Annotated in this window: 18 protein-coding genes; 15 read left to right on the top strand and 3 right to left on the bottom strand. The window is 65.5% G+C overall.

Annotated elements, in window-relative coordinates:
* Positions 1-47 precede the first annotated feature (47 nt).
* The 7 genes from C7402_RS21090 to C7402_RS21060 all read left to right on the top strand — a co-directional run bounded on the left by C7402_RS21090 (position 48) and on the right by C7402_RS21060 (position 7,160).
* Entirely contained in the window at positions 48-1,673 is a 1,626-nt protein-coding gene (locus C7402_RS21090) for an acyl-CoA mutase large subunit family protein (RefSeq protein ID WP_116612177.1), read from the top strand.
* Positions 1,670-2,128: a cobalamin B12-binding domain-containing protein gene (locus tag C7402_RS21085; protein ID WP_224045232.1), complete on the top strand. Its 459-nt coding sequence runs from the start codon at positions 1,670-1,672 to the stop codon at positions 2,126-2,128. The genes C7402_RS21090 and C7402_RS21085 overlap by 4 nt, the downstream gene beginning before the upstream one ends.
* Positions 2,125-3,276: a CaiB/BaiF CoA transferase family protein gene (locus C7402_RS21080; RefSeq protein WP_116611952.1), complete on the top strand. Its 1,152-nt coding sequence runs from the start codon at positions 2,125-2,127 to the stop codon at positions 3,274-3,276. Before C7402_RS21085 ends, C7402_RS21080 begins: the two co-directional genes overlap by 4 nt.
* Positions 3,273-4,196, top strand: coding sequence for a GTP-binding protein (locus C7402_RS21075; RefSeq protein WP_116611951.1), 924 nt, complete (start codon positions 3,273-3,275; stop codon positions 4,194-4,196). Before C7402_RS21080 ends, C7402_RS21075 begins: the two co-directional genes overlap by 4 nt.
* Positions 4,197-4,262: 66 nt before the next feature.
* On the top strand, positions 4,263-5,282 hold the full coding sequence (locus C7402_RS21070; protein WP_116611950.1) for a TRAP transporter substrate-binding protein: 1,020 nt from the start codon (positions 4,263-4,265) through the stop codon (positions 5,280-5,282).
* 10 nt (positions 5,283-5,292) lie between these two features.
* Entirely contained in the window at positions 5,293-5,853 is a 561-nt protein-coding gene (locus C7402_RS21065) for a TRAP transporter small permease (protein ID WP_116611949.1), read from the top strand.
* Positions 5,850-7,160, top strand: a complete 1,311-nt coding sequence (locus C7402_RS21060) for a TRAP transporter large permease (RefSeq protein ID WP_116611948.1) — start codon at positions 5,850-5,852, stop codon at positions 7,158-7,160. The genes C7402_RS21065 and C7402_RS21060 overlap by 4 nt, the downstream gene beginning before the upstream one ends.
* On the opposite strand, the gene C7402_RS21055 is transcribed toward C7402_RS21060, so the two are convergent.
* A complete protein-coding gene (locus C7402_RS21055; RefSeq protein ID WP_116611947.1) occupies positions 7,144-8,175 on the bottom strand; it encodes a ketopantoate reductase family protein in 1,032 nt (343 codons plus the stop codon). The genes C7402_RS21060 and C7402_RS21055 overlap by 17 nt on opposite strands.
* A 9-nt stretch (positions 8,176-8,184) precedes the next feature.
* Positions 8,185-8,895: a 4-carboxy-4-hydroxy-2-oxoadipate aldolase/oxaloacetate decarboxylase gene (locus C7402_RS47015; RefSeq protein ID WP_165841942.1), complete on the bottom strand. Its 711-nt coding sequence runs from the start codon at positions 8,893-8,895 to the stop codon at positions 8,185-8,187.
* Between the two features lie 223 nt (positions 8,896-9,118).
* On the opposite strand from C7402_RS47015, the gene C7402_RS21045 reads away from it, so the two are divergent.
* The 7 genes from C7402_RS21045 to C7402_RS21015 all read left to right on the top strand — a co-directional run bounded on the left by C7402_RS21045 (position 9,119) and on the right by C7402_RS21015 (position 16,243).
* Complete coding sequence (locus C7402_RS21045; protein ID WP_116611946.1) at positions 9,119-10,015, top strand: IclR family transcriptional regulator; 897 nt, start codon at positions 9,119-9,121, stop codon at positions 10,013-10,015.
* A 212-nt stretch (positions 10,016-10,227) separates the two neighbouring features.
* Positions 10,228-11,448 carry an alpha-hydroxy acid oxidase gene (locus C7402_RS21040; protein ID WP_112171798.1) on the top strand — a complete coding sequence of 407 codons (1,221 nt, stop codon included), beginning with the start codon at positions 10,228-10,230 and terminating at the stop codon, positions 11,446-11,448.
* Between the two features lie 41 nt (positions 11,449-11,489).
* On the top strand, positions 11,490-12,494 hold the full coding sequence (dctP, locus tag C7402_RS21035) for a TRAP transporter substrate-binding protein DctP (protein ID WP_208948965.1): 1,005 nt from the start codon (positions 11,490-11,492) through the stop codon (positions 12,492-12,494).
* Positions 12,495-12,498: 4 nt separating this feature from the next.
* Positions 12,499-13,083, top strand: coding sequence for a TRAP transporter small permease (locus tag C7402_RS21030; protein ID WP_116611945.1), 585 nt, complete (start codon positions 12,499-12,501; stop codon positions 13,081-13,083).
* Positions 13,080-14,384, top strand: coding sequence for a TRAP transporter large permease (locus tag C7402_RS21025; protein WP_112171800.1), 1,305 nt, complete (start codon positions 13,080-13,082; stop codon positions 14,382-14,384). The genes C7402_RS21030 and C7402_RS21025 overlap by 4 nt, the downstream gene beginning before the upstream one ends.
* Before the next feature lie 22 nt (positions 14,385-14,406).
* Positions 14,407-15,324 (top strand): SMP-30/gluconolactonase/LRE family protein, encoded by a 918-nt coding sequence (locus C7402_RS21020; RefSeq protein WP_116611944.1) that lies wholly within the window; start codon positions 14,407-14,409, stop codon positions 15,322-15,324.
* A 40-nt stretch (positions 15,325-15,364) separates the two neighbouring features.
* Positions 15,365-16,243, top strand: a complete 879-nt coding sequence (locus C7402_RS21015) for a TauD/TfdA dioxygenase family protein (RefSeq protein WP_165841941.1) — start codon at positions 15,365-15,367, stop codon at positions 16,241-16,243.
* 29 nt (positions 16,244-16,272) lie between these two features.
* Here C7402_RS21015 and C7402_RS21010 read toward each other — a convergent pair whose 3' ends face one another.
* Complete coding sequence (locus C7402_RS21010) at positions 16,273-16,560, bottom strand: hypothetical protein (RefSeq protein WP_112171803.1); 288 nt, start codon at positions 16,558-16,560, stop codon at positions 16,273-16,275.
* 307 nt (positions 16,561-16,867) lie between these two features.
* Between C7402_RS21010 and C7402_RS21005 the strand changes: the two genes are divergently transcribed.
* Entirely contained in the window at positions 16,868-18,106 is a 1,239-nt protein-coding gene (locus tag C7402_RS21005) for a porin (RefSeq protein ID WP_116611943.1), read from the top strand.
* Positions 18,107-18,132 lie beyond the last annotated feature (26 nt).

Genomic DNA, 18,132 nt, shown 5'->3' with positions numbered 1-18,132 from the left:
CAAGCCCGGCCACGATGCGGCTGGCGAGTTCTTGGGGAGTGCATGAAGTGAAGTCAAGTACAGCGGAACTCGACGAAGCGATGAGCGTGCCATACCCGGATCGCACGCCCTCCGGGCTGCGCGTGCCGGTGGTCGCGGGGCCGGCACAGGAAGACCCGCATGCGCGCATCGGCGAGCCTGGCCGTTTCCCGTTCACGCGCGGCATTTTTCCCGACGGCTATCGCGGCCGGCTCTGGACGATGCGCCAGTACTCGGGTTTCGGCACGGCGGAAGAGTCGAATGAGCGCTATCGATTTTTGCTCCAGCAAGGGCAGACAGGACTTTCCGTCGCGCTCGACTTGCCCACCCAATGCGGCCTCGATCCCGAGGACGCCATGGCGCGTTCGGAAATCGGCAAGGTGGGGGTGTCGCTTTCGAACCTCTCCGAAATGGAGTTACTGTTCAAGGGCATCGACCTGAGCCGCATTTCGACTTCGTTCACGATCAACGGCACCGCCGCGATGATCTACGCCATGTACGTGGCCTGCGCCGACAAGCAGGGCGTGCCGCGCGAGAAGCTCACCGGAACGATACAGAACGACATCCTCAAGGAATATGTCGCACGCGGAACGTGGATCTTCCCGGTGCGCCCCTCGATGCGCCTGATCGCCGACTCGATCCTCTACTCGAACGACGTGTCGCCGCGCTTCAACCCTATCTCCATCGCGGGCGCGCACATGCGTGACGCGGGCTGCACGGCAGTGGAAGAAATGGCCTATACGCTCGCCAACGGGCTCGCCTATGTCGATGCCGTCGTGGCGCGCGGTGGCGATGTGGCGAAATTCGCGCGGCGGCTGAGCTTTTTCTTCTACGTCCACATGGACCTGTTCGAGGAAGTGGCGAAGTTCCGGGCAGGGCGGCGCGTGTGGGCGCGGCTCATCAAGGAGCGCTACGGCGTGGACGACGAAAAGGCACAGATGTTCCGCTTCGGCGTGGTGTGCGGCGGTTCTTCGCTGACTTCCGCGCAGCCCTATAACAACATCGTGCGGGTAGCCATCGAAACCTGTGCGGCGGTGATGGGCGGGGCGCAGTCGGTGTTCACCTGCGCGTATGACGAAGCGTTCCAGATCCCAACCGAGTTTTCGGCCGAAATAGCGTTGCGCACGCAACAGATCATCGGCTACGAAAGCGGCATTGCCCGCTCGGTGGACCCGCTCGGCGGTTCGTACTTCGTTGAGGAGCTGACCGACCGCAGCGAGGCGCGCGTGCGCGAGCTGATGTCCGAGATCGATGACTACGGTGGCGCGGTGAAGGCGATCGAAGACGGCTGGCTGCAATTGCGCATCGCGCAGAGCGCGTTGCAGCGCAAGCGCGACACGGACGCGCAGGAGCGGATCGTGGTCGGCCAGAACTGCTTCAGGCGCGAGGACCAGGCCGAGCAGCCGGGCGAACTCTTTCACCTCAATCCGCAGGCGAGCGCGACGGTTCTCGAGCGCTTCGAGCGCCTGCGCGACACGCGCAACGAGGCCGAGGCGCGCAAAACGCTCGCGGCGCTTGGCGAGGCGGCGGCGCGCGAGGAAGGCAACCTGATGCCGTATCTTGTCGACTGCTGCCATGCCTATGCAACGGTCGGCGAGATGGTCGCGCAACTGAAGGCGCAGTGGGGCGAATTCGAGGAGCCGGTACATCTATGAACGCACTGGATCAAGCAGCACCCGCGGCGGGCGCCGCGCAGCGGGCGGGCACCAGCGCCACCCCGCTCAAGGGCAAGCGCATCCTGGTTGCGAAGCCGGGTCTCGACGGTCATGACATCGGTGCCAAGGTGATCGCCCTCGCGCTGCGCGACGCCGGCGCAAGCGTGATCTACACGGGATTGCGCAAGAGTCCTGACTATATCGTGCGGGTGGCCGTGGACGAAGACGTCGACGCCGTCGGCCTCTCCATTCTCTCGGGCAGTCACAACGAACTCGTCGCGCGTACCGTGGCGTTGCTCGCGCAAAGCGGCGCGGGCGATATTCCCGTGTTCGTGGGCGGCACGATTCCGGCCGATGACCGTGCGGCCTTCCTGCGCGCGGGCATTCGCGGCGTGTTCACGAGTGACATGCCGCTCGACGACGTGATCGACGCCGTGGCGAAGGTGCTGCGATGAACGCGCATTCGCGCGCGGCGCAAGGCGGCCCGCTCGCGGGCATCCGCGTGATCGAAGTCGGGCACATGCTGATGGGCCCTTACTGCGCGATGCTGCTGGCCGACCTCGGCGCGCAGGTCATCAAGATCGAACCGCCCGAGGGCGACATCGGCCGCGCGATCAGCCCGCATTCGATTGGCCCGCACAACGCGTATTTCGCAAGCTTGAACCGCAGCAAGGAAAGCGTCGTGCTCGACCTCGCGAGCGAAAGCGGACGGCGCTCGCTGGCGGCGCTCGCGCGCGACGCGCACGCGCTCGTGACCAACCTGAGGCCGCAGGCCATACGCAGGCTGGGCCTCACCTACGAGCATCTGCGCGAGTTCAACGAGCGCATCGTGTGCGTGGCGCTCACCGGCTTCGGGCTCGACAGCCCGCATGCGGACCTGCCCGCGTATGACTATGTGATTCAGGCGCTCACCGGCATCATGAATCTCACGGGCGATCCGGGCGGGCCGCCCACCAAGGCGGGCTACTCGGCCGTGGACAATTCCACCGGCATCATGGGCGCCGTGGGGCTGCTGGCGAAAATCGTGGAAGGACGCGGCGGCCAGGTGGACATCGCGATGTTCGACGTCATGGTTTCGCAACTGAACTACCTCGCAGGCGCGGTGCTCAATGGCGGCGAGACGCTCGTGCGCCATCCGCTGTCCTCGCATCCGTATATCGTTCCGGCGCAACTCTTCAAGACCCGCGACGACTGGCTCATGGTCTTCATCACCCACGACAACTTCTGGCGCATTTTCGCGCAGCGCGTGGGGCGCCCCGAGTGGGTCAAGCAGCCGGGGTTCGCGACCATGGCCGAGCGGCGCGCGCACCGCCCGGAGGTGCTGGCGGCCTTGTCTGCGCTGTTCGAGCGTGAAACCACCCAGCACTGGCTCGATTGCCTCGCATCGTCGGGCGTGGTCGTTTCGCGGCTCGCGAGCATCGCGGAGGCGCTCGCGAGCGCGCAGAGCGAGGCGCGCGAGATGGTGGTCGAGATCGAGTCGGAAGCGGGGCCGCTCAAGGTCGTCGGCAATCCCGTGCGCATCGACGGCGTGCGCACGCGCTATGGGTTGCCGCCGCTGCTCGGCGAGCATACGGCCGCCTGGGCGGCCGAGGTGCCGACATGAGCACGGCGCAGACGCGGGTGCAGCCAGACGAAGCCGGGTTGGCCGCGCGGCGCAGGCTCGCGCGCGACCTCTCGCGTCTCGCCGATGCTTCGGTAACCGAAGCATTGGCGGCGTTGTGCGACGAGCCGCAAGCGGCGGCCCGCCGCGTCGGCTTCACGGGGCCGCCCGGCGCGGGCAAGAGCACGCTGATCGGCCGCCTCGCCAGGCTGCGCGCCGCGCGCGGCGAGGCGCTCGCGATCGTCGCCATCGACCCGAGCAGCCCGAAGTCTTCCGGTGCGTTGCTGGGCGACCGCGTGCGCATGGACGCGCTGCTGGCGGGCACCGACGTGTATATCCGCTCGCTCCCTAGCGGCCGCTGCGCAGACGGTCTGAGCGATAACCTGGCCGACGTGCTGGCCGCCATCGCGGCCGCGGGCTTCGGCGAGATCCTGATCGAGACGGTTGGCGTCGGCCAGATCGAAGCGGGTGCACGCTCGCTCGTCGATACGCTCGTGCTGATGATGGGTCCGCAATCGGGCGACCAGATCCAGGCGATGAAGGCGGGCGTGCTCGAAACCGCGGACATCGTGGTTGTCAACAAGGCCGACCTGCCGGGCGCCGAGCGCATGGCGCAGGATATTCGCAACGTGCTCGAACGCCAGCGCGGCGCGGGGCGGCGCGTGCCGCCGGTGCTGCTCACGCAGGCGAGCGAGGGTGCGTCGATCGAAGGCCTGTCACACGCAATCGACGAGCATGAAGCGTGGCGCGCGGCCCATGCCGACCTCGCGCAGGCAGCCGAAACTCGCAGGCTCTGGCACGCGCGCGGCCTGCTCAACCGCCGTGTGGCGGAACTGCTCGATGCGCTTCCGGCTGGCGTTCGCGAAGCGGGCGTCGTGCAGATTTACGGACATGTGGCGCGCATGCTGAGCGAGCCACGCTGATCCGGCCGCGCCAGTCCGCCGGTTCGTTAGTCGGTCAACAACGCCATGTGATTGCAGGAGACACGGATGAGACGGTTTCGTAACCTGATGTTCGCCCTTTCTTGCGCCGCGCTGTGCCTGTGCGCGACCTTGCCCGCCGCCCGCGCGGACGACACGATCACCCTGAAAATGGCCCACCAGTGGCCCGACGATCCGAACGACTACGTGGTTGCCACGGGCAAGAAGTTTGCCGAGGAGGTGACGCAGCGCTCGGGCGGCAGAATCCACATCAACATCTTCCCTGCGGAATCGCTCGTCAAGGCGCTCAACATGCACACGGCGCTGCGCAACGGCAGCGTGGATCTCGCTATCTACCCGTATATCTACGCGGCCGGCGCGATTCCCCAGCTCAATCTGATCCTGCTGCCGGGTCTCTGGAAGACGCCCGAGGACGTCTACCGGTTCCGCACTTCCGCGCCGTGGAAGGAACTGGAGGCGAAGATCGAGGCATACGGCTTCAAGACGCTCTGCTGGATTCAGATCTCGGGCGGCATGGCCTCACGTTCGAAGCCCATCAATGTGCCCGGCGACCTGAAGCAGCAGAAGGTGCGCGGCGCGGGCAAGATGATGGAGGCCGCCTTGCAGAGCGCGGGCGCGAGCACCGTGTCGATGGCTTCGTCCGAAACCTATAGCGCGATGCAACTGGGCCTGCTCGACGGCTTGTGGACGTCGTCGGGCACGTTCGGCTCTTACCGGCTCTATGAAGTGGCGAAGTATTACAACTCGCCCGAGCAGTACAGCATCTACTACACGATCGAGCCCATCGCGATCAGCATGAAAACGTGGAACCGCCTCACGCCCGCGCAGCAGAAGATCATGACCGATGTGGGACAGAGCCTGGAGCAGGGCGCATTCGAAGGCGCCAAAGCTGACGACCGGCGCGTGGCGCAGCTATTCGCGAGCCACGGGGTGCAGATCCACAAGATGACGCTCGACGAGTGGAACCAGTGGGAGAAGCTGTTCCAGCAGGTGAGCTTCCCGAAGTTTCGAAGTGAAGTGCCGGATGGGGCGCGTCTGCTCGACGAGAGCCTGGCGCTCTACAAGTAGGGGCAAGGGCATGCAACGTCCATTCGAGCGGTGGGAGCGGCGGCTCGATGCGCTTTACAAAGGCATCGAGCTTTCGGTTGGCATGGCCGTGATCGCCACGGTCGCGGTGATCTCATACGGCGTGCTTGCGCGCGAGGTACTGCATTTCTCCGATGTCTGGGTGACCGAGGTGACGACGTATCTCATGGCGTACATGACGTTCGTCGGCACGGCGGCGCTCGCCTGGCAGTCGCGCCACCTCCAGGTGGATGTGCTCGGGCATTGCGTGGGCGAGGGCGCGCGGCGCGCTCTTGCGTTCGCCGCGGCGCTGGTCGCGACCGCCGTGGCGTTGGTGGTCGCCGTGCTCGCGCTCGAATTCTGGTGGGATGCGTGGACGAGCGGCGAGCGGTCGTGGGGCATGTTCTCGCTGCCGCTGTGGATTCCCTATCTATGTCTCGTAGCCGGCTCGGCCATGCTCGTGCTGGCCCAGGTCGCGCGCCTCGCTTCGCTCGCCTTCACGGCCAAAGGCGCGCGGCGAGCGCCGGGCGCACACGACAAGCTCGACGAGCTCGCGCTGGGGAGGGAGAAGTGACGCAGATCTTCATCGGTGCGGGCATGTTCGGCGGCCTGCTCGCGGTGCTCTCGTTTGGCGTGCCGATTGCGTTTGCACTGCTGTTCGTCGCGCTCGTCTCGCTCTTTGTGACTGGCGGCGGGTGGGACGCACTGAACCTGATCGCGAGCACGTATTGGGGATCGGTCGCGACGCTCACGCTTACTTCGGTGCCGATGTTCATGTTCATGGGCGCGATCGTTTCCGCCTCGGGCATGGGCGCGCGGCTCTACGGCGCGATGGCGACGATACTCGACGGCGTGCCGGGCGGTCTTGCCGTGGCGACCACTTTGGCCTGCGGCGTGATGGCCGCCGTGTCGGGTTCGAGCGTGGCGACGGCGGCTGCCGTGGGCGGCTTCGCGGTGTCGGAAATGCGCCGGCACGGGGTGCCTTCCGGGCAGGCTTGCGGGTCGGTGGCGGCCGGCGGCACGCTCGGCATTCTCCTGCCGCCCAGCATTCCGCTGATCGTCTACAGCGTGATTGCCGAGCAGTCCATCGGGCGGCTCTTCGTGGCGACACTGGTGCCGGGCGCCATCATGGCGGCCGCGTTCGGCGCGTATCAGATCGCGCTTGCGCTGCGCCGGCGCGAGCAGGGCGGCGCGGGCCGCACCCGGCCGCTCGCGCCGCTCAAGGCGCGTGTTCTCGCGCTCAAGGACATCGGTCCATTCGCACTGCTGATTCTCATCATTCTCGGTTCGCTCTACCGCGGTCTGGCCACGCCGCAAGAGGCGGCCTCGCTCGGCATCGTGGCGAGCCTTGTTCTGGCCGGTGTCGTGTATCGCGAGCTGACCTGGCAGAAATTTCGCGAGATTCTCGTGAACGCCGCGCAAAGCAGCGTGATGATTCTCGCCGTGATTTCCTCGGCCATCGTATTCGGCTATGTGATGACCACGAGCCAGGTGGCGATTTCGCTTACGCAGGCCGTGGCGGGGGCGCACGTCGCGCCGTGGGTGCTGTTCGTGAGCATCAATCTGCTGCTGATCTTTCTGGGCTGCTTCATGGAGACGATCGCGATCATCGTCGTGACGATGCCCGTTCTCGTGCCGGTGGTGCAGGCTTACCACTGGAATCTCATCTGGTTCGGCGTGGTGGTCGTCATCAACATGGAAATGGCGCTGATCCATCCACCGGTGGGGCTCAATCTCTTCGTCGTGCGCAGCGTCGCGCCCGACGTGCCGCTGCGCCGCATCGTGCTCGGCACGCTGCCCTATGTGTTCATCATGGCGGCGGTGCTCGCGCTGATCGGCGTGTTCCCGCAGCTGACCATGCTGATCACCCCGGCGACTTGAGACCGGGGGCATCCGCGTCCTCCGGCCGCGGAGCGTGTGCAAGACCGCGCAACAGCGCGAGTACGGTTGTGATGGCCGGACAGGGCACGCCGGCTTGCTCGCCGAGTTGCCTGACCAGGCCGACGATGGCTTCCACTTCGAGCGAGGCGCCGCGCAGGACGTCTTGCAGCATGGAAGGCTTCACGCCCTGCCATGGCGGCGTGCCCGCAGGCGCGCCGCCGCTCGCGAGCGCGGCCTCGATGCGCGCGGGCGCGTCCGCGATCTCCGCGCCGCATGCGTGGGCAATGGCCGCGACCTCGCAGGCAAGCTGGAGGCAAAGGTCGGGGAGGCCGGGTACGCCGCGAAGCGCATCGATGGGCAGCCGCGTGAGTGCACACACGACATTGAGCGGGACGTTGCGCGCCACCTTCGTCCAGATCTCGCGGCGCAGGTCGGTGCACGCCTCGGCGGCGAGCCCCGCTCGCGCGAGAAGTTCGGCTGTGGTTTGCAGACGCCCGCTGAGCCTGGCATCCGGCTCGCCGAACAGCCAGCGGTTCTGGCCGCTGTGGCGAATCACGCCGGGGGCGACGAATTCGTTGGCCGAGTAGACGACGCAACCCAGTGCGTGCTCGGGCCGCACGACGCTCCAGAGGCGCGCGTGCGGATCGACGAGCGGCAACGCAGCGGGCTGGCCGGTGCCATGCCGCCACCACCAGGGGATGCCGTTCGCGACGAACACGACCCAGCCCGAGGCCGCGCGCAAGCGCGCTATCGACTCGGCGGCGCCGCTCTGCGCAAACGCCTTCAGGGTGACGAACACGATGTCCTGCTCGGGCAACGCGTCTGGGGCATGCGTGGCGGCGGCCGGGTGCGCGACATATCGTTCGGTACCCGAAACGATGGTGAGGCCGTTGGCGCGTATGGCGGCCAGATGCGCGCCGCGCGCGACGATCGAGATCTCATGGCCGCCGCTCGCGATCAGGCGGCCGGCGAGATAGCCGCCTACCGCGCCCGCGCCGAAAACGGCGATTTTCATGGGGCGGGCTCAGGCGCCGCGCGGGCAGGGTGCGTCGATTTCCTCGACGTCGAGTTGCGCATAGGCGCTCGCGGCGCCGCTCGTGTGCCATGGGTGCGCGCCTTCGGCCACGGCGCGGATCGCGGCTTCGTCGCGCGCCATGCGCTGGAACGCGGCGTCGATGACCGTCTGCGCTTCGCCATGCGCGACGACGACGACGCCGTCACCGTCCGCGATCACGAGGTCGCCGGGGTGGACGAGCACGCCGTCGCAGGACACGGGCGTATTGACCGCACCGTGCCCGGACTTGAGCGGACGCGCGGGCGAGATCAACGTGGACCACACCGGAAATCGCATGTTTTCAAGCGTATTCGTATCGCGGATGCAGCCTTGGACCACCACGCCGCCAAGCCCCTTGGCGGCGGCGTAATGAGCGGCTACGTCGCCCCATTGCGCGCCCGAGCTTTGCGCGTGCGTGACGACCACCAGCACGTCGCCGCGCTGCGCGAGATAGAGCGCGCGGTGCATCATCAGGTTGTCGCCTGGCGCGCAGACGGCGGTGACAGCAGGCCCGGCGATCGTGAGTCCCCGGTTCAGGGGGCGCATGCGCGGCGTCATGAGGCCGCTACGGGCGTTCGGGCCCATGGCTTCGTGAACGTCCGCGGTGCTCAACTGAACGGCGCGCTCGCAAAGGGCTGCCGGTACGCGCTCGACTTGTGTGTAGACCTTCGAAATGCCCATGGTGTCCTCCGTGAAGATGGACTCCGATATTGAATGGCGCGATCGAGGCGGACAAGCACGCAGGCCGCGCGTGTTTTGCAATGTGAACCGTTGCCTGTTCAGCCGGTGCTTGCGGGATTTCTCTAGCGGTACTAAAGAGCGCATCGCGCTAGTATCGAAAGGCGCGCCCGCCGGCAGGGGGCTTTGCTTATTCCGGCAATGAGCGACTACGCGAGGACATGCGATGCGACTCGATACCTTTGACACTGCCGCGATAGCCGCCACGTCGATCCAGCGGATCGTGGCGGGCGGTTTGGCCGCGGCTTGCGCGCCAATGGACGAAACGTCTGCGCCCGATGAGGCGGGGCGCCCTCGCTCGGGCACGCAGAGCCTGGAGCGCGCCGTTTGCCTGCTGCGCGAGCTGGCCTCGCGCAATCGCGCCGGCTGGCGGCTCGGCGAACTGGCGGCGCGCTGCGGCATCGACAAGGGCTCGGCGCACCGGTTGCTCGCCTGCCTGGTGCGCGAGCGCCTCGTCGAGCAGCGATCGTCCGACCGGCGCTATCAGCTCGGCCCGCTGTTGTGGGAGCTCGCGCTTTCCGCGCCGGCCCGCGCCGCATCGCCCGACGTTTGCCGCGAGCGTCTCGCGGGCGTGGCGAAGCGCTTTGGCGGACTCGCCTTCCTGATGGTCAAGAGCGGCAACGAGTACGTGTGCGCAATGCGCACGGGCCACGCGGAACTTCGCGCGGTGTCGGTCGAAGCGGGCACGCGCCGTCCGCTCATCACCTCGGCGGGTGGCGTTTCCATTCTGCTGGCGCTGCCGGAAGCCGAAGCGAATTGCATTCGCGAAAACAATATCCGTCAGGAGCTCTCGCGCTGCGGCGACGTGCGCATGCGCAGTCTCGACCAGATGTACCGGCGCTCCCAGGCCTTCGGCTACGGCGTGAATCTCGGCGACGTGGTGCCCGGCATTCATGCCGTGGGCGTGCCCGTGTTCAGCCGCCCCGGAAAGCCGGTCGCCTCGCTTTGCCTCATGACGTGGTCGGCCAGTCTGCCCGAGGCGCGGGTGGACGAAGCCTGTGAGGCGCTCATGGCGCAAGCGCCCGCCGCCGCGGCGTGTTGCACTGCTGAAGCGGCGCCCTGACTTTGCTCCCTGAAGTGTGGCGCCGCAAGGGCCGCACGCCGTCTCCCTTCCCTGCGCTGCACAATCCATAAGCCGCGCGGCGATGCCTCGCGCGCTTCTCCCCTTGCGCAGCGCAAAAAAGTTCACACTGCAAAACGCCGCGCCGCCGCTCGATTGCCGCTGTCCTGAACGCCCGACACAATGAATCAACAGGACAACGTAAGAGGACGGGAATGGACATCGAGAAGGCAATCAATCTCGACGATCTGCGGCGGTTGGCGAAGAAGCGGCTACCGCGCATAGCGTTCGACTTCATCGAAGGCGGTGCGGACGACGAGCACTGCCTCACGCGCAATCGCGAGGCGTTTCAGCGCTATCAGCTCGTGCCGCGCTACCTCGTGGATGTTTCGCGCCGCGACCAGTCCTGCACGCTGCTCGGGCGCACCTACGCAAGCCCCTTTGGCATCTCGCCCACCGGGCTCGCAGGCCTCTTTCGGCCGAACGCGGACCTGATGCTCGCGGCCGAAGCGGCAGCCGCGAACATTCCTTACCTGATGTCGAGTGCGAGCACGGATTCGATCGAGGAAGCGGCAAAAGTCGCGCCGCACAATACGTGGTTTCAGATTTACGGCACGCGCAACGACACGATCAATGACGATCTCGTTCGCCGCGCCCGCGACGCCGCGCTCGAAACCCTGGTGTTGACCGTGGACGTGCCCGTCAATTCGAATCGTGAGCGCAACCGCCGCAATGGCTTTACGCGACCGCTCAAGCTTTCGCCGGCCATCGTGTTCGAGGCGATGGGCCACCCGTTCTGGGTGCTGCGCTACCTGCGCAGCGGCGGCATGCCGATGATGAAGAACTGGGCGAACTACGCGCCGCCCGGCGCGCGGGCGGGCGATGTGGCCGACCTGTACGGCACGCTCACGCCCGCGCCCGCCACGACGTGGCGCACGCTCGAGCGTGTGCGCAACCTGTGGCCTGGCAAGCTCGTCGTGAAGGGCGTCTTGCACCATCGCGACGCGGCGCTTGCCATGAACGCAGGCGTGGATGGAATCATCGTTTCGAATCACGGCGGGCGGCAACTCGACGGCGCGCCATCGCCGCTCGAGATGCTGCCTGCGATCAAGGCGGCCGTGGACGGGCGCGTGGAACTGATGCTCGACAGCGGCGTGCGCCGAGGCTCGGACGTGATCGTGGCGTTGTGCCTCGGCGCGCGCGCCGTGACCTTCGGGAGACCCACGCTGTACGGGGCGGCCGCAGGCGGCCAGTCCGGCGTACGCAAGGCCATCGAGATCATGCGCCGCGAGGTGGATGTCGTGATGGCGCAAATCGGTTGCGCGAGTTTGAAGGAGCTGGGTGCTGCGAATCTTCACGGCTGGCCTCAAGCCGGCGAATCGCGGCGCGACGCCCTGCTGCGGCGCGAAGGCGACGCGGTACTCAACGTTGATTAGGGGCCGCGCAGCGGTCTTGATACCAAAACAGGAGACACCCAGTGAAAAAGCCTATGCCTTTCGCGACCACGCCGTGGGTTCGCGGCGCGCTCGCCGTGTGCGTGCTGTGCACCGCAGTCTATGCGCACGCGGCCATCATGTGGCGCGCCTATACCTATAACGCGGCGGCGACCGTCACCGCCGTGAAGGGACTCAACGCGCTATTCGAGCAAATCCGCGCCGACACGGACAACGCGCTTTCCATCCGGCTCAATCTCGGCGGCACGCTTGCCATCAGCGCGACCAATATCACGGAGGCGGTGGCGGGCAACGTCGTGCAGATGGGCGACGACGCCTTCTTCGTGGGCAGCGTGCCGGTGGGCGGCACCGTGCGCCTGCCCATGCTGATTGGCGACCGCGCGGCGTTCGACCGCGGCTGGGCGGCAGAAGCGCCGTTTCTCAAGGCGGCCTACGACAAGAAGGGCATTGTGCTGCTGGGTCACTATACGTTTCCGATCAACGTGATCTGGTCGCGCAAGAAGCTCACCTCGCTTGCCGATATCGCAGGCCAGAAGATTCGCGTGATTTCGCCGGAGCAGGCCGAATTCATCCAGCGCCTTGGCGGCATTCCCGTGACGCTCGGCACCTCGGAAGTCGCGGCGGCGCTCGACCGCGGCGTGATCGACGGCGTGACGACCGCTAGTTCGGGCTACGGTTATATCTGGCGCGATCTCCTCAAGTACCGCTACAACCTCAACATCAGCTTTATCGATTCGCTGATCCTGGTGAACAAGCAGGCGTGGACCGCCTTGCCGCCGCAAACCCAGACGAAGGTGCAGCACGACGTGGATGCGGCCACGGCCCGCATTTCCGACGCCATGGCGCAGGAAGAAGACCAGTTGACGAGCCAGCTCGGCAGCAGCGGCATTACGGTCACCACGCCCACGCCCGCCGACATGGCGCAGGCGCGGCGCCTCATCGCGCCATATTGGGACTCGTGGGCCACCGCACGCGGCGACACGGCGGAGCAGGCACTGACGAAGGTTCGTGCCGCAATCGAGAGGTGAGACCATGAAAGCAGGCATTGTCATGAGCAAGCCCGCCGATGCGCCCGAGATTGCGGCGAGCGCATTGGCCGGGAGCGAAATGCCGGACGAGCAGGCCGATGAAAGCCGCATCGACTGGCTGTGCCGGTGGATCACGCAGCTCGCCGTGATCGCGCTGATCCTGATGATCGCGACCGAAGTGATCGCGCACAGCGTGTTCCACCTCTCCCTCGAAGTGACCGACGAACTGGGCGGCTATGCGCTGATCGTCATCACGTTCGTGAGCTTGCCCACCTGCCAGGCGCAGGGGGCGTTCCATCACGTGCATTTTCTCGACGCAAAGCTCGGGCCGCTCGCACGCGCCGTGCTGCGTGCCGTGTTCAGTGCCGTTAGCCTTGCCGCCATCGCTGTCCTGTTCTGGCAGTTCGTGCTGTTCGCCATCACGAGCTGGCAGTCGGGCGACGTGGCGGCAACCACGCTGCTCACGCCGCTGTGGATGCCGCGCGCGATCATGTGCTTCGGCTCCGCGTGTCTGTGTCTTTCGCTGTGCCGCACGCTGCATCGTGACTGGCTTTGCATCGCGGCCCTCTTGCAAAGGAGAAACGGATGATCGCGCATCTCCAACTCGTCGTGACGTTTCTGCTGTTTCTCGGCCTGCTCGGCGCGGGCATGGCGGTGCCGTTCGCCATTCTCGTGCCCGCGCTCGCCTATCTGTACATGCAAGGCGGCGTTGCCGCGTTCAGCGGTATCGGGCTCACGAGCTGGGGCAGCATGAACAGCTATACGCTCACGGCCATTCCGCTCTTCATCCTGATGGCCGAGTGTATTCAGGCGAGCGGCCTGGGCTTTCGCGTGTACGGGGGCCTCGCGCGCCTCTTCCGGCGTATGCCCGGCGGCCTCATTCAGACCAACCTGATCGGCTGCGCGCTGTTCGCCGCGGTGAGCGGTTCGAGCATCGCCACGGCGGCAGCGGTGGGCAACGTGGCGCTGCCGCAGCTTGGCGCGCGCCGTTACGACCGCAAGCTCTCCACCGGCTCGCTTGCCGCCGGGGGCACGCTCGGCATCCTGTTTCCGCCGAGCATTGCGCTCATCGTGTACGGCACCTTCACCGAGACTTCGGTCGCCAAGCTCTTCATGGCGGGCGTCGTGCCCGGCATCATGCTCACGACGCTGTTCGTCATTTACGTGGCCATTCGCGCGCTCATGCGTCCGGACCTCGTGGAGCGGCCCGACGAAACGCCTACGCGCCTCGCCATCCTGATTCGAGCGCTCTGCGACGTGCTGCCGCTCGGTCTGCTCGTGGGCGGCGTACTGGGCGCGATCTACGCGGGCATTGCCACGCCGACCGAAGCGGCGGCGGTGGGCTGTGTCGCAGCCATTGTCATCTGCCGGCTATTCGCGACCTTCACATGGCGAACGCTCACGACGTCGCTGCGCAAAGCCACGCTCATCGTCGGCAACATCATCTTCATCACCTACGCCGCGTACATTTTTTCCTATGCCATGACCTATGCGGGCGTTGGCGAAGAGATCACCTCGTTCATCGTGGGCCTGCATTTGACGAAGCCGCAGTTCTTCATCGCGCTGCTCATCCTGTACACGGTGCTCGGCGCGTTGATCGAGAGCCTTGGCATGATCGTCATTACCGTGCCGCTGCTCGCCCCGGTGCTGGCGAGCTACGGCATCGATCCGGTCTGGTTTGGGGTGGTGGTCGTGATGTTCATCGAAATGGGGCAGATCACGCCGCCCATCGGCATCAATCTATTCGTTATCCAGAGCATATCGAAGGGATCGATTACGGAAGTCGTGCAAGGCACGATACCTTTTCACCTCATCATGTTCGTGCTGCTCGCGCTGCTGATGGCGTTTCCACAAATCGCCCTGTGGCTGCCCACGCGCATGATTGGCTAATGACAATATCGGAGACGCATTCATGTTCGACCCGCCGAAGAGACTGAAGCCGGAACTGTTCGCGAAGATTCCCGAGCGCCTGCACGCGCGCGAGCGCACCTCACAATGGGTCAACGTGCAGCAGCACGGCAGCCCGACGCCCGTGTTTCTGGAGGGGCCGTCGTTCGATCGGGAAGGCAACCTGTGGGTCGTCGACATTCCGTGGGGGCGCCTCTTCAAGATCACGCCGCGTGGCGACGTGACGCTCGAAATCGAGTACGACGGCGAGCCGAACGGGCTCAAGTTTCATCCGGACGGGCGGGCGTTCATCGCCGACTACCGGCACGGCATCATGGTGTTCGACCCGAAAACGGGTGTGATCGAGCCATATTTCGTGCGGCCCACACTCGAACGCTTCAAGGGGTGCAACGACCTGTTCTTCGCTTCGAATGGCGATCTCTACTTCACCGATCAGGGGCAGACCGGCCTGCACGACCCGACGGGCCGGCTCTACCGGCTGCGCGTCAACGGCTGGCTCGAATGCGTGCTGAACAATGTGCCGAGCCCCAACGGGTTGGTGCTCAATCTGGACGAAACGGCGGTGTATCTGGCGGTGACGCGCGACAACGCGATCTGGCGCGTGCCGCTGCTCGAAGACGGCACCGCAACGAAGGTCGGTGTTTATCTCCAGATGTCGGGAGGCGGTGGCCCGGACGGGATCGCGCTTGACGAGCAGGGTGGTCTCGCGGTCTGCCATGTGGGCTTCGGCGCAGTGTGGATTTTCAGTCCGAAGGGAGAGCCGCTTTACCGCATCGACTCGCCGTATTCGTTGACCACGACGAACTGCGCGTATGGCGGCCCCGAGAATCGCGATCTTTATATCGTCGACTCGCGCGCGGGCTGCATCTTGAAGGCCGAGGTGCCGGTGGCCGGCAAGCTCATGTATTCCCATGCCGGGTGAGGCAACGAGCCCGGTTGAACATTCATCATGGAGCGATGGAATGGATACGTTGGACAGGTTGAACGGTACGCCGCTCAAGGAAGGCATGGCGGTGGAGGTGCATGCGGACGTGAACGACTTTCTGCGCGGCACGAGGTCGGTCGATGAACTGGAGGCGCTCTGGCGCGCGTACCCCGTGCTGATCTTCCGGCGTCAGGCGGTGCTGGAGGAGGAACTGGTGGGCTTCTCGTCGCTGCTAGGCGAGTGCGAGGTCGTGAGCCGGAAAGACATTCTGTCTCCGTACTCCGACAAGGTCATTTACTTCAGCACGCTGCGCTATGCGGACGGCCGCAACCTGGGCGGCTTCGCGGGCGGCGAGGACGTGGACTGGCATTCGGATCAGACCTTCAGACCCGCGCCCTCCACTGGCGCGATACTTTATGGCGTCGAAGTGCCGCGCGACGGTGGCGACATTTACTGGGCGGACCAGTATCACGCGTGGTCGCTGCTGCCCGAGGAGGTGCGCAGCAAGATCGACGGACGGATCGGCACGTATCGCTACGCGAAGCGTCTCGCGATCATGAACGCCACCGAGCTGAAGGGAAAATTCGACGAGCTTTCCCGCGCGCCCGACGTGCGCCACCCCGTGGTGCTGGAGCACCCGCTTACGGGCCGCAAGGCGCTTTATGCCGACCCGACCACGCTTGTTTCCATCGACGGGCTGACCGAAGCGGAGAACGCGCGCATCCTGCCACTGCTTTTCGCGGCCGGCGGCGACCCCTCGGCGGTCTATCGGCACAAGGTGCTGTCCGGCGACCTCATGATGTGGGATAACGGCTGCACGATGCACCGCCGCGACGTGATGACGCTCGAACAGCCGCGTCTGATGAAGCGCACGACCTTCCGGCTGCCGGCCGCGAAGTACTGCGTGCCGCACTGAGCCCCAAGGGACATGCCGCGCTTGCTACGCTAGTCGCGGCACTCCGCGCGGTCGTCGCTGGAAGCGCACAGCAGTTCGTCCAACCCGATGAGCGCGCCTAGCCGCTTCGCGAACAACTCGACAGCGTCGCGGCAATCCGAGCCCACCCGCAGCCAGGCGTGGCAGTGAACGCCGCGCCTCATCACGCGTAGCGACAGCAGTTCAACGCCACTTCGTCTCGCACATCCCGTCACGCGCTCAATCGATGCATAGGCATCGTCATTGTCGCTCGTGAACGTCACCTGCAACTGGTGGTGATAGCAGTTGGTGTCGGACATGGTGATCTCGGGCGGGGCGTGAGTCAACTCGGTTCCTGGCAGTTTAGCGGGGCACGGCTGGCCCCGTGGCCCGTGTCCGAGACGAAGTTCACATTGCAACATTTTCGTGCGCAGGAAATTTGTCACGCCGCGCAAAAGAGAAAATTCAACATGTGAAATACGCCATGTGAGCGGGGCTTCTGCCCGGTGAAGTCCCGCGATATCGTTGACGGGTTCGCAACTGGCGAGTGGCTCCTCAATCGCCAGCGTGGTACGCAAGCTAACTGGGTAGTAAGTGATCCTCATAAATAATCACAAGGAGACTTTCATGGCATCACGTTCCGTCGCCCGTGTGGTGGCGGCCAGCTCGTTGCTGGCCGCCGCTTCGGCCCATGCGCAGAGCAGCGTCACGTTATACGGCGTGATCGACGCCGGCCTGAACTACATCAGCAATGTGCAGACCGGGCGCACCGCGTCCGGCTTGCAGGGCGAGCACCAGTATTCATTTCAGGACGGCGCGACCGGCGGCATTCGCGGCAGCCGCTGGGGGTTGCGTGGCACCGAGGATCTGGGCGGCGGTCTCAATGCGATCTTCGTGCTGGAGAACGGCTTTTCGATCAACAACGGCACGCTCGCGCAAGGCGGCGCGGAGTTCGGCCGCCAGGCTTACGTCGGCCTGCAAAGTCCCTACGGCAACGCAACGGCTGGGCGCCAGTACGACTCGGTGGTCGATTTCATTCAGCCGTTCCTTTCGGGCGCTGCATGGGCGGGCTATTTCGGCGCGCATGCGGGAGACGTCGACAATACGCTGAACACCCGCCGGATCAATAATTCCGTCAAGTTCATGAGCATCGACTACGCGGGGTTCCGCTTCGGCGGCCTTTATAGTTTTGGCGGCGTGCCGGGCAGCGTGGGGCACAACCAGGTCTGGTCGGCGGGCGCGAGCTATCGCAACGGCTCGCTTGCGCTGGCGGCGGCATACCTCAACGCGCGCAATCCGAACCTGTCGTTCTACGGCACGAATCCAAACGCGGGCACGACGGCGGCGAGCAATAACCTCGGCAGCGTGGGTTCGGCAACCTCGCCGCAGTCCAATCCGATCTATGCCGGTTATGCGTCGGCTTCGACTACGCAAATCGTCAGCGCGGCGGGCTCGTACCAACTGGGGCCGGCCTCCGTCGGCCTCATTTACTCGAACGTGCAGTTCAGGGGGCTCGGCTCGTCGTCCGGTCCCAACCCGTTTGGCTACTCCGGCACGGCGACGTTCAACAACGCGGAAGTCAACCTGCGCTACCAGATCAATTCCGCGTTGCTCGCGGGCGTGGCCTATATGTACACGCACAACTCGGGCGCGGACAACACGGGCAGCGCGAGCTACAACCAGGTGCAGGCGGGTACCGACTACTTCCTCTCCAAGCGCACCGACGTGTATCTCATCGTGGCGTATCAGCATGCATCGGGGCACGATTCGCTCAATCAGCCCGCGGTTGCTTATATCACGGGTCAAACGCCTTCGGCGAACAATCATCAGGTTGGTGTTCGCATCGGCATGAGCCATCGCTTCTGACGCACGCTGCACGCCGGGTTCAACAT

The organism is Paraburkholderia unamae (genome assembly GCF_003096875.1).
In the GTDB taxonomy this organism is placed as follows: Bacteria; Pseudomonadota; Gammaproteobacteria; order Burkholderiales; family Burkholderiaceae; genus Paraburkholderia; species Paraburkholderia unamae.
The sequence above is the reverse complement of the archived record's forward strand: the minus strand, read 5'-3'. Positions and strand labels throughout refer to the sequence as shown.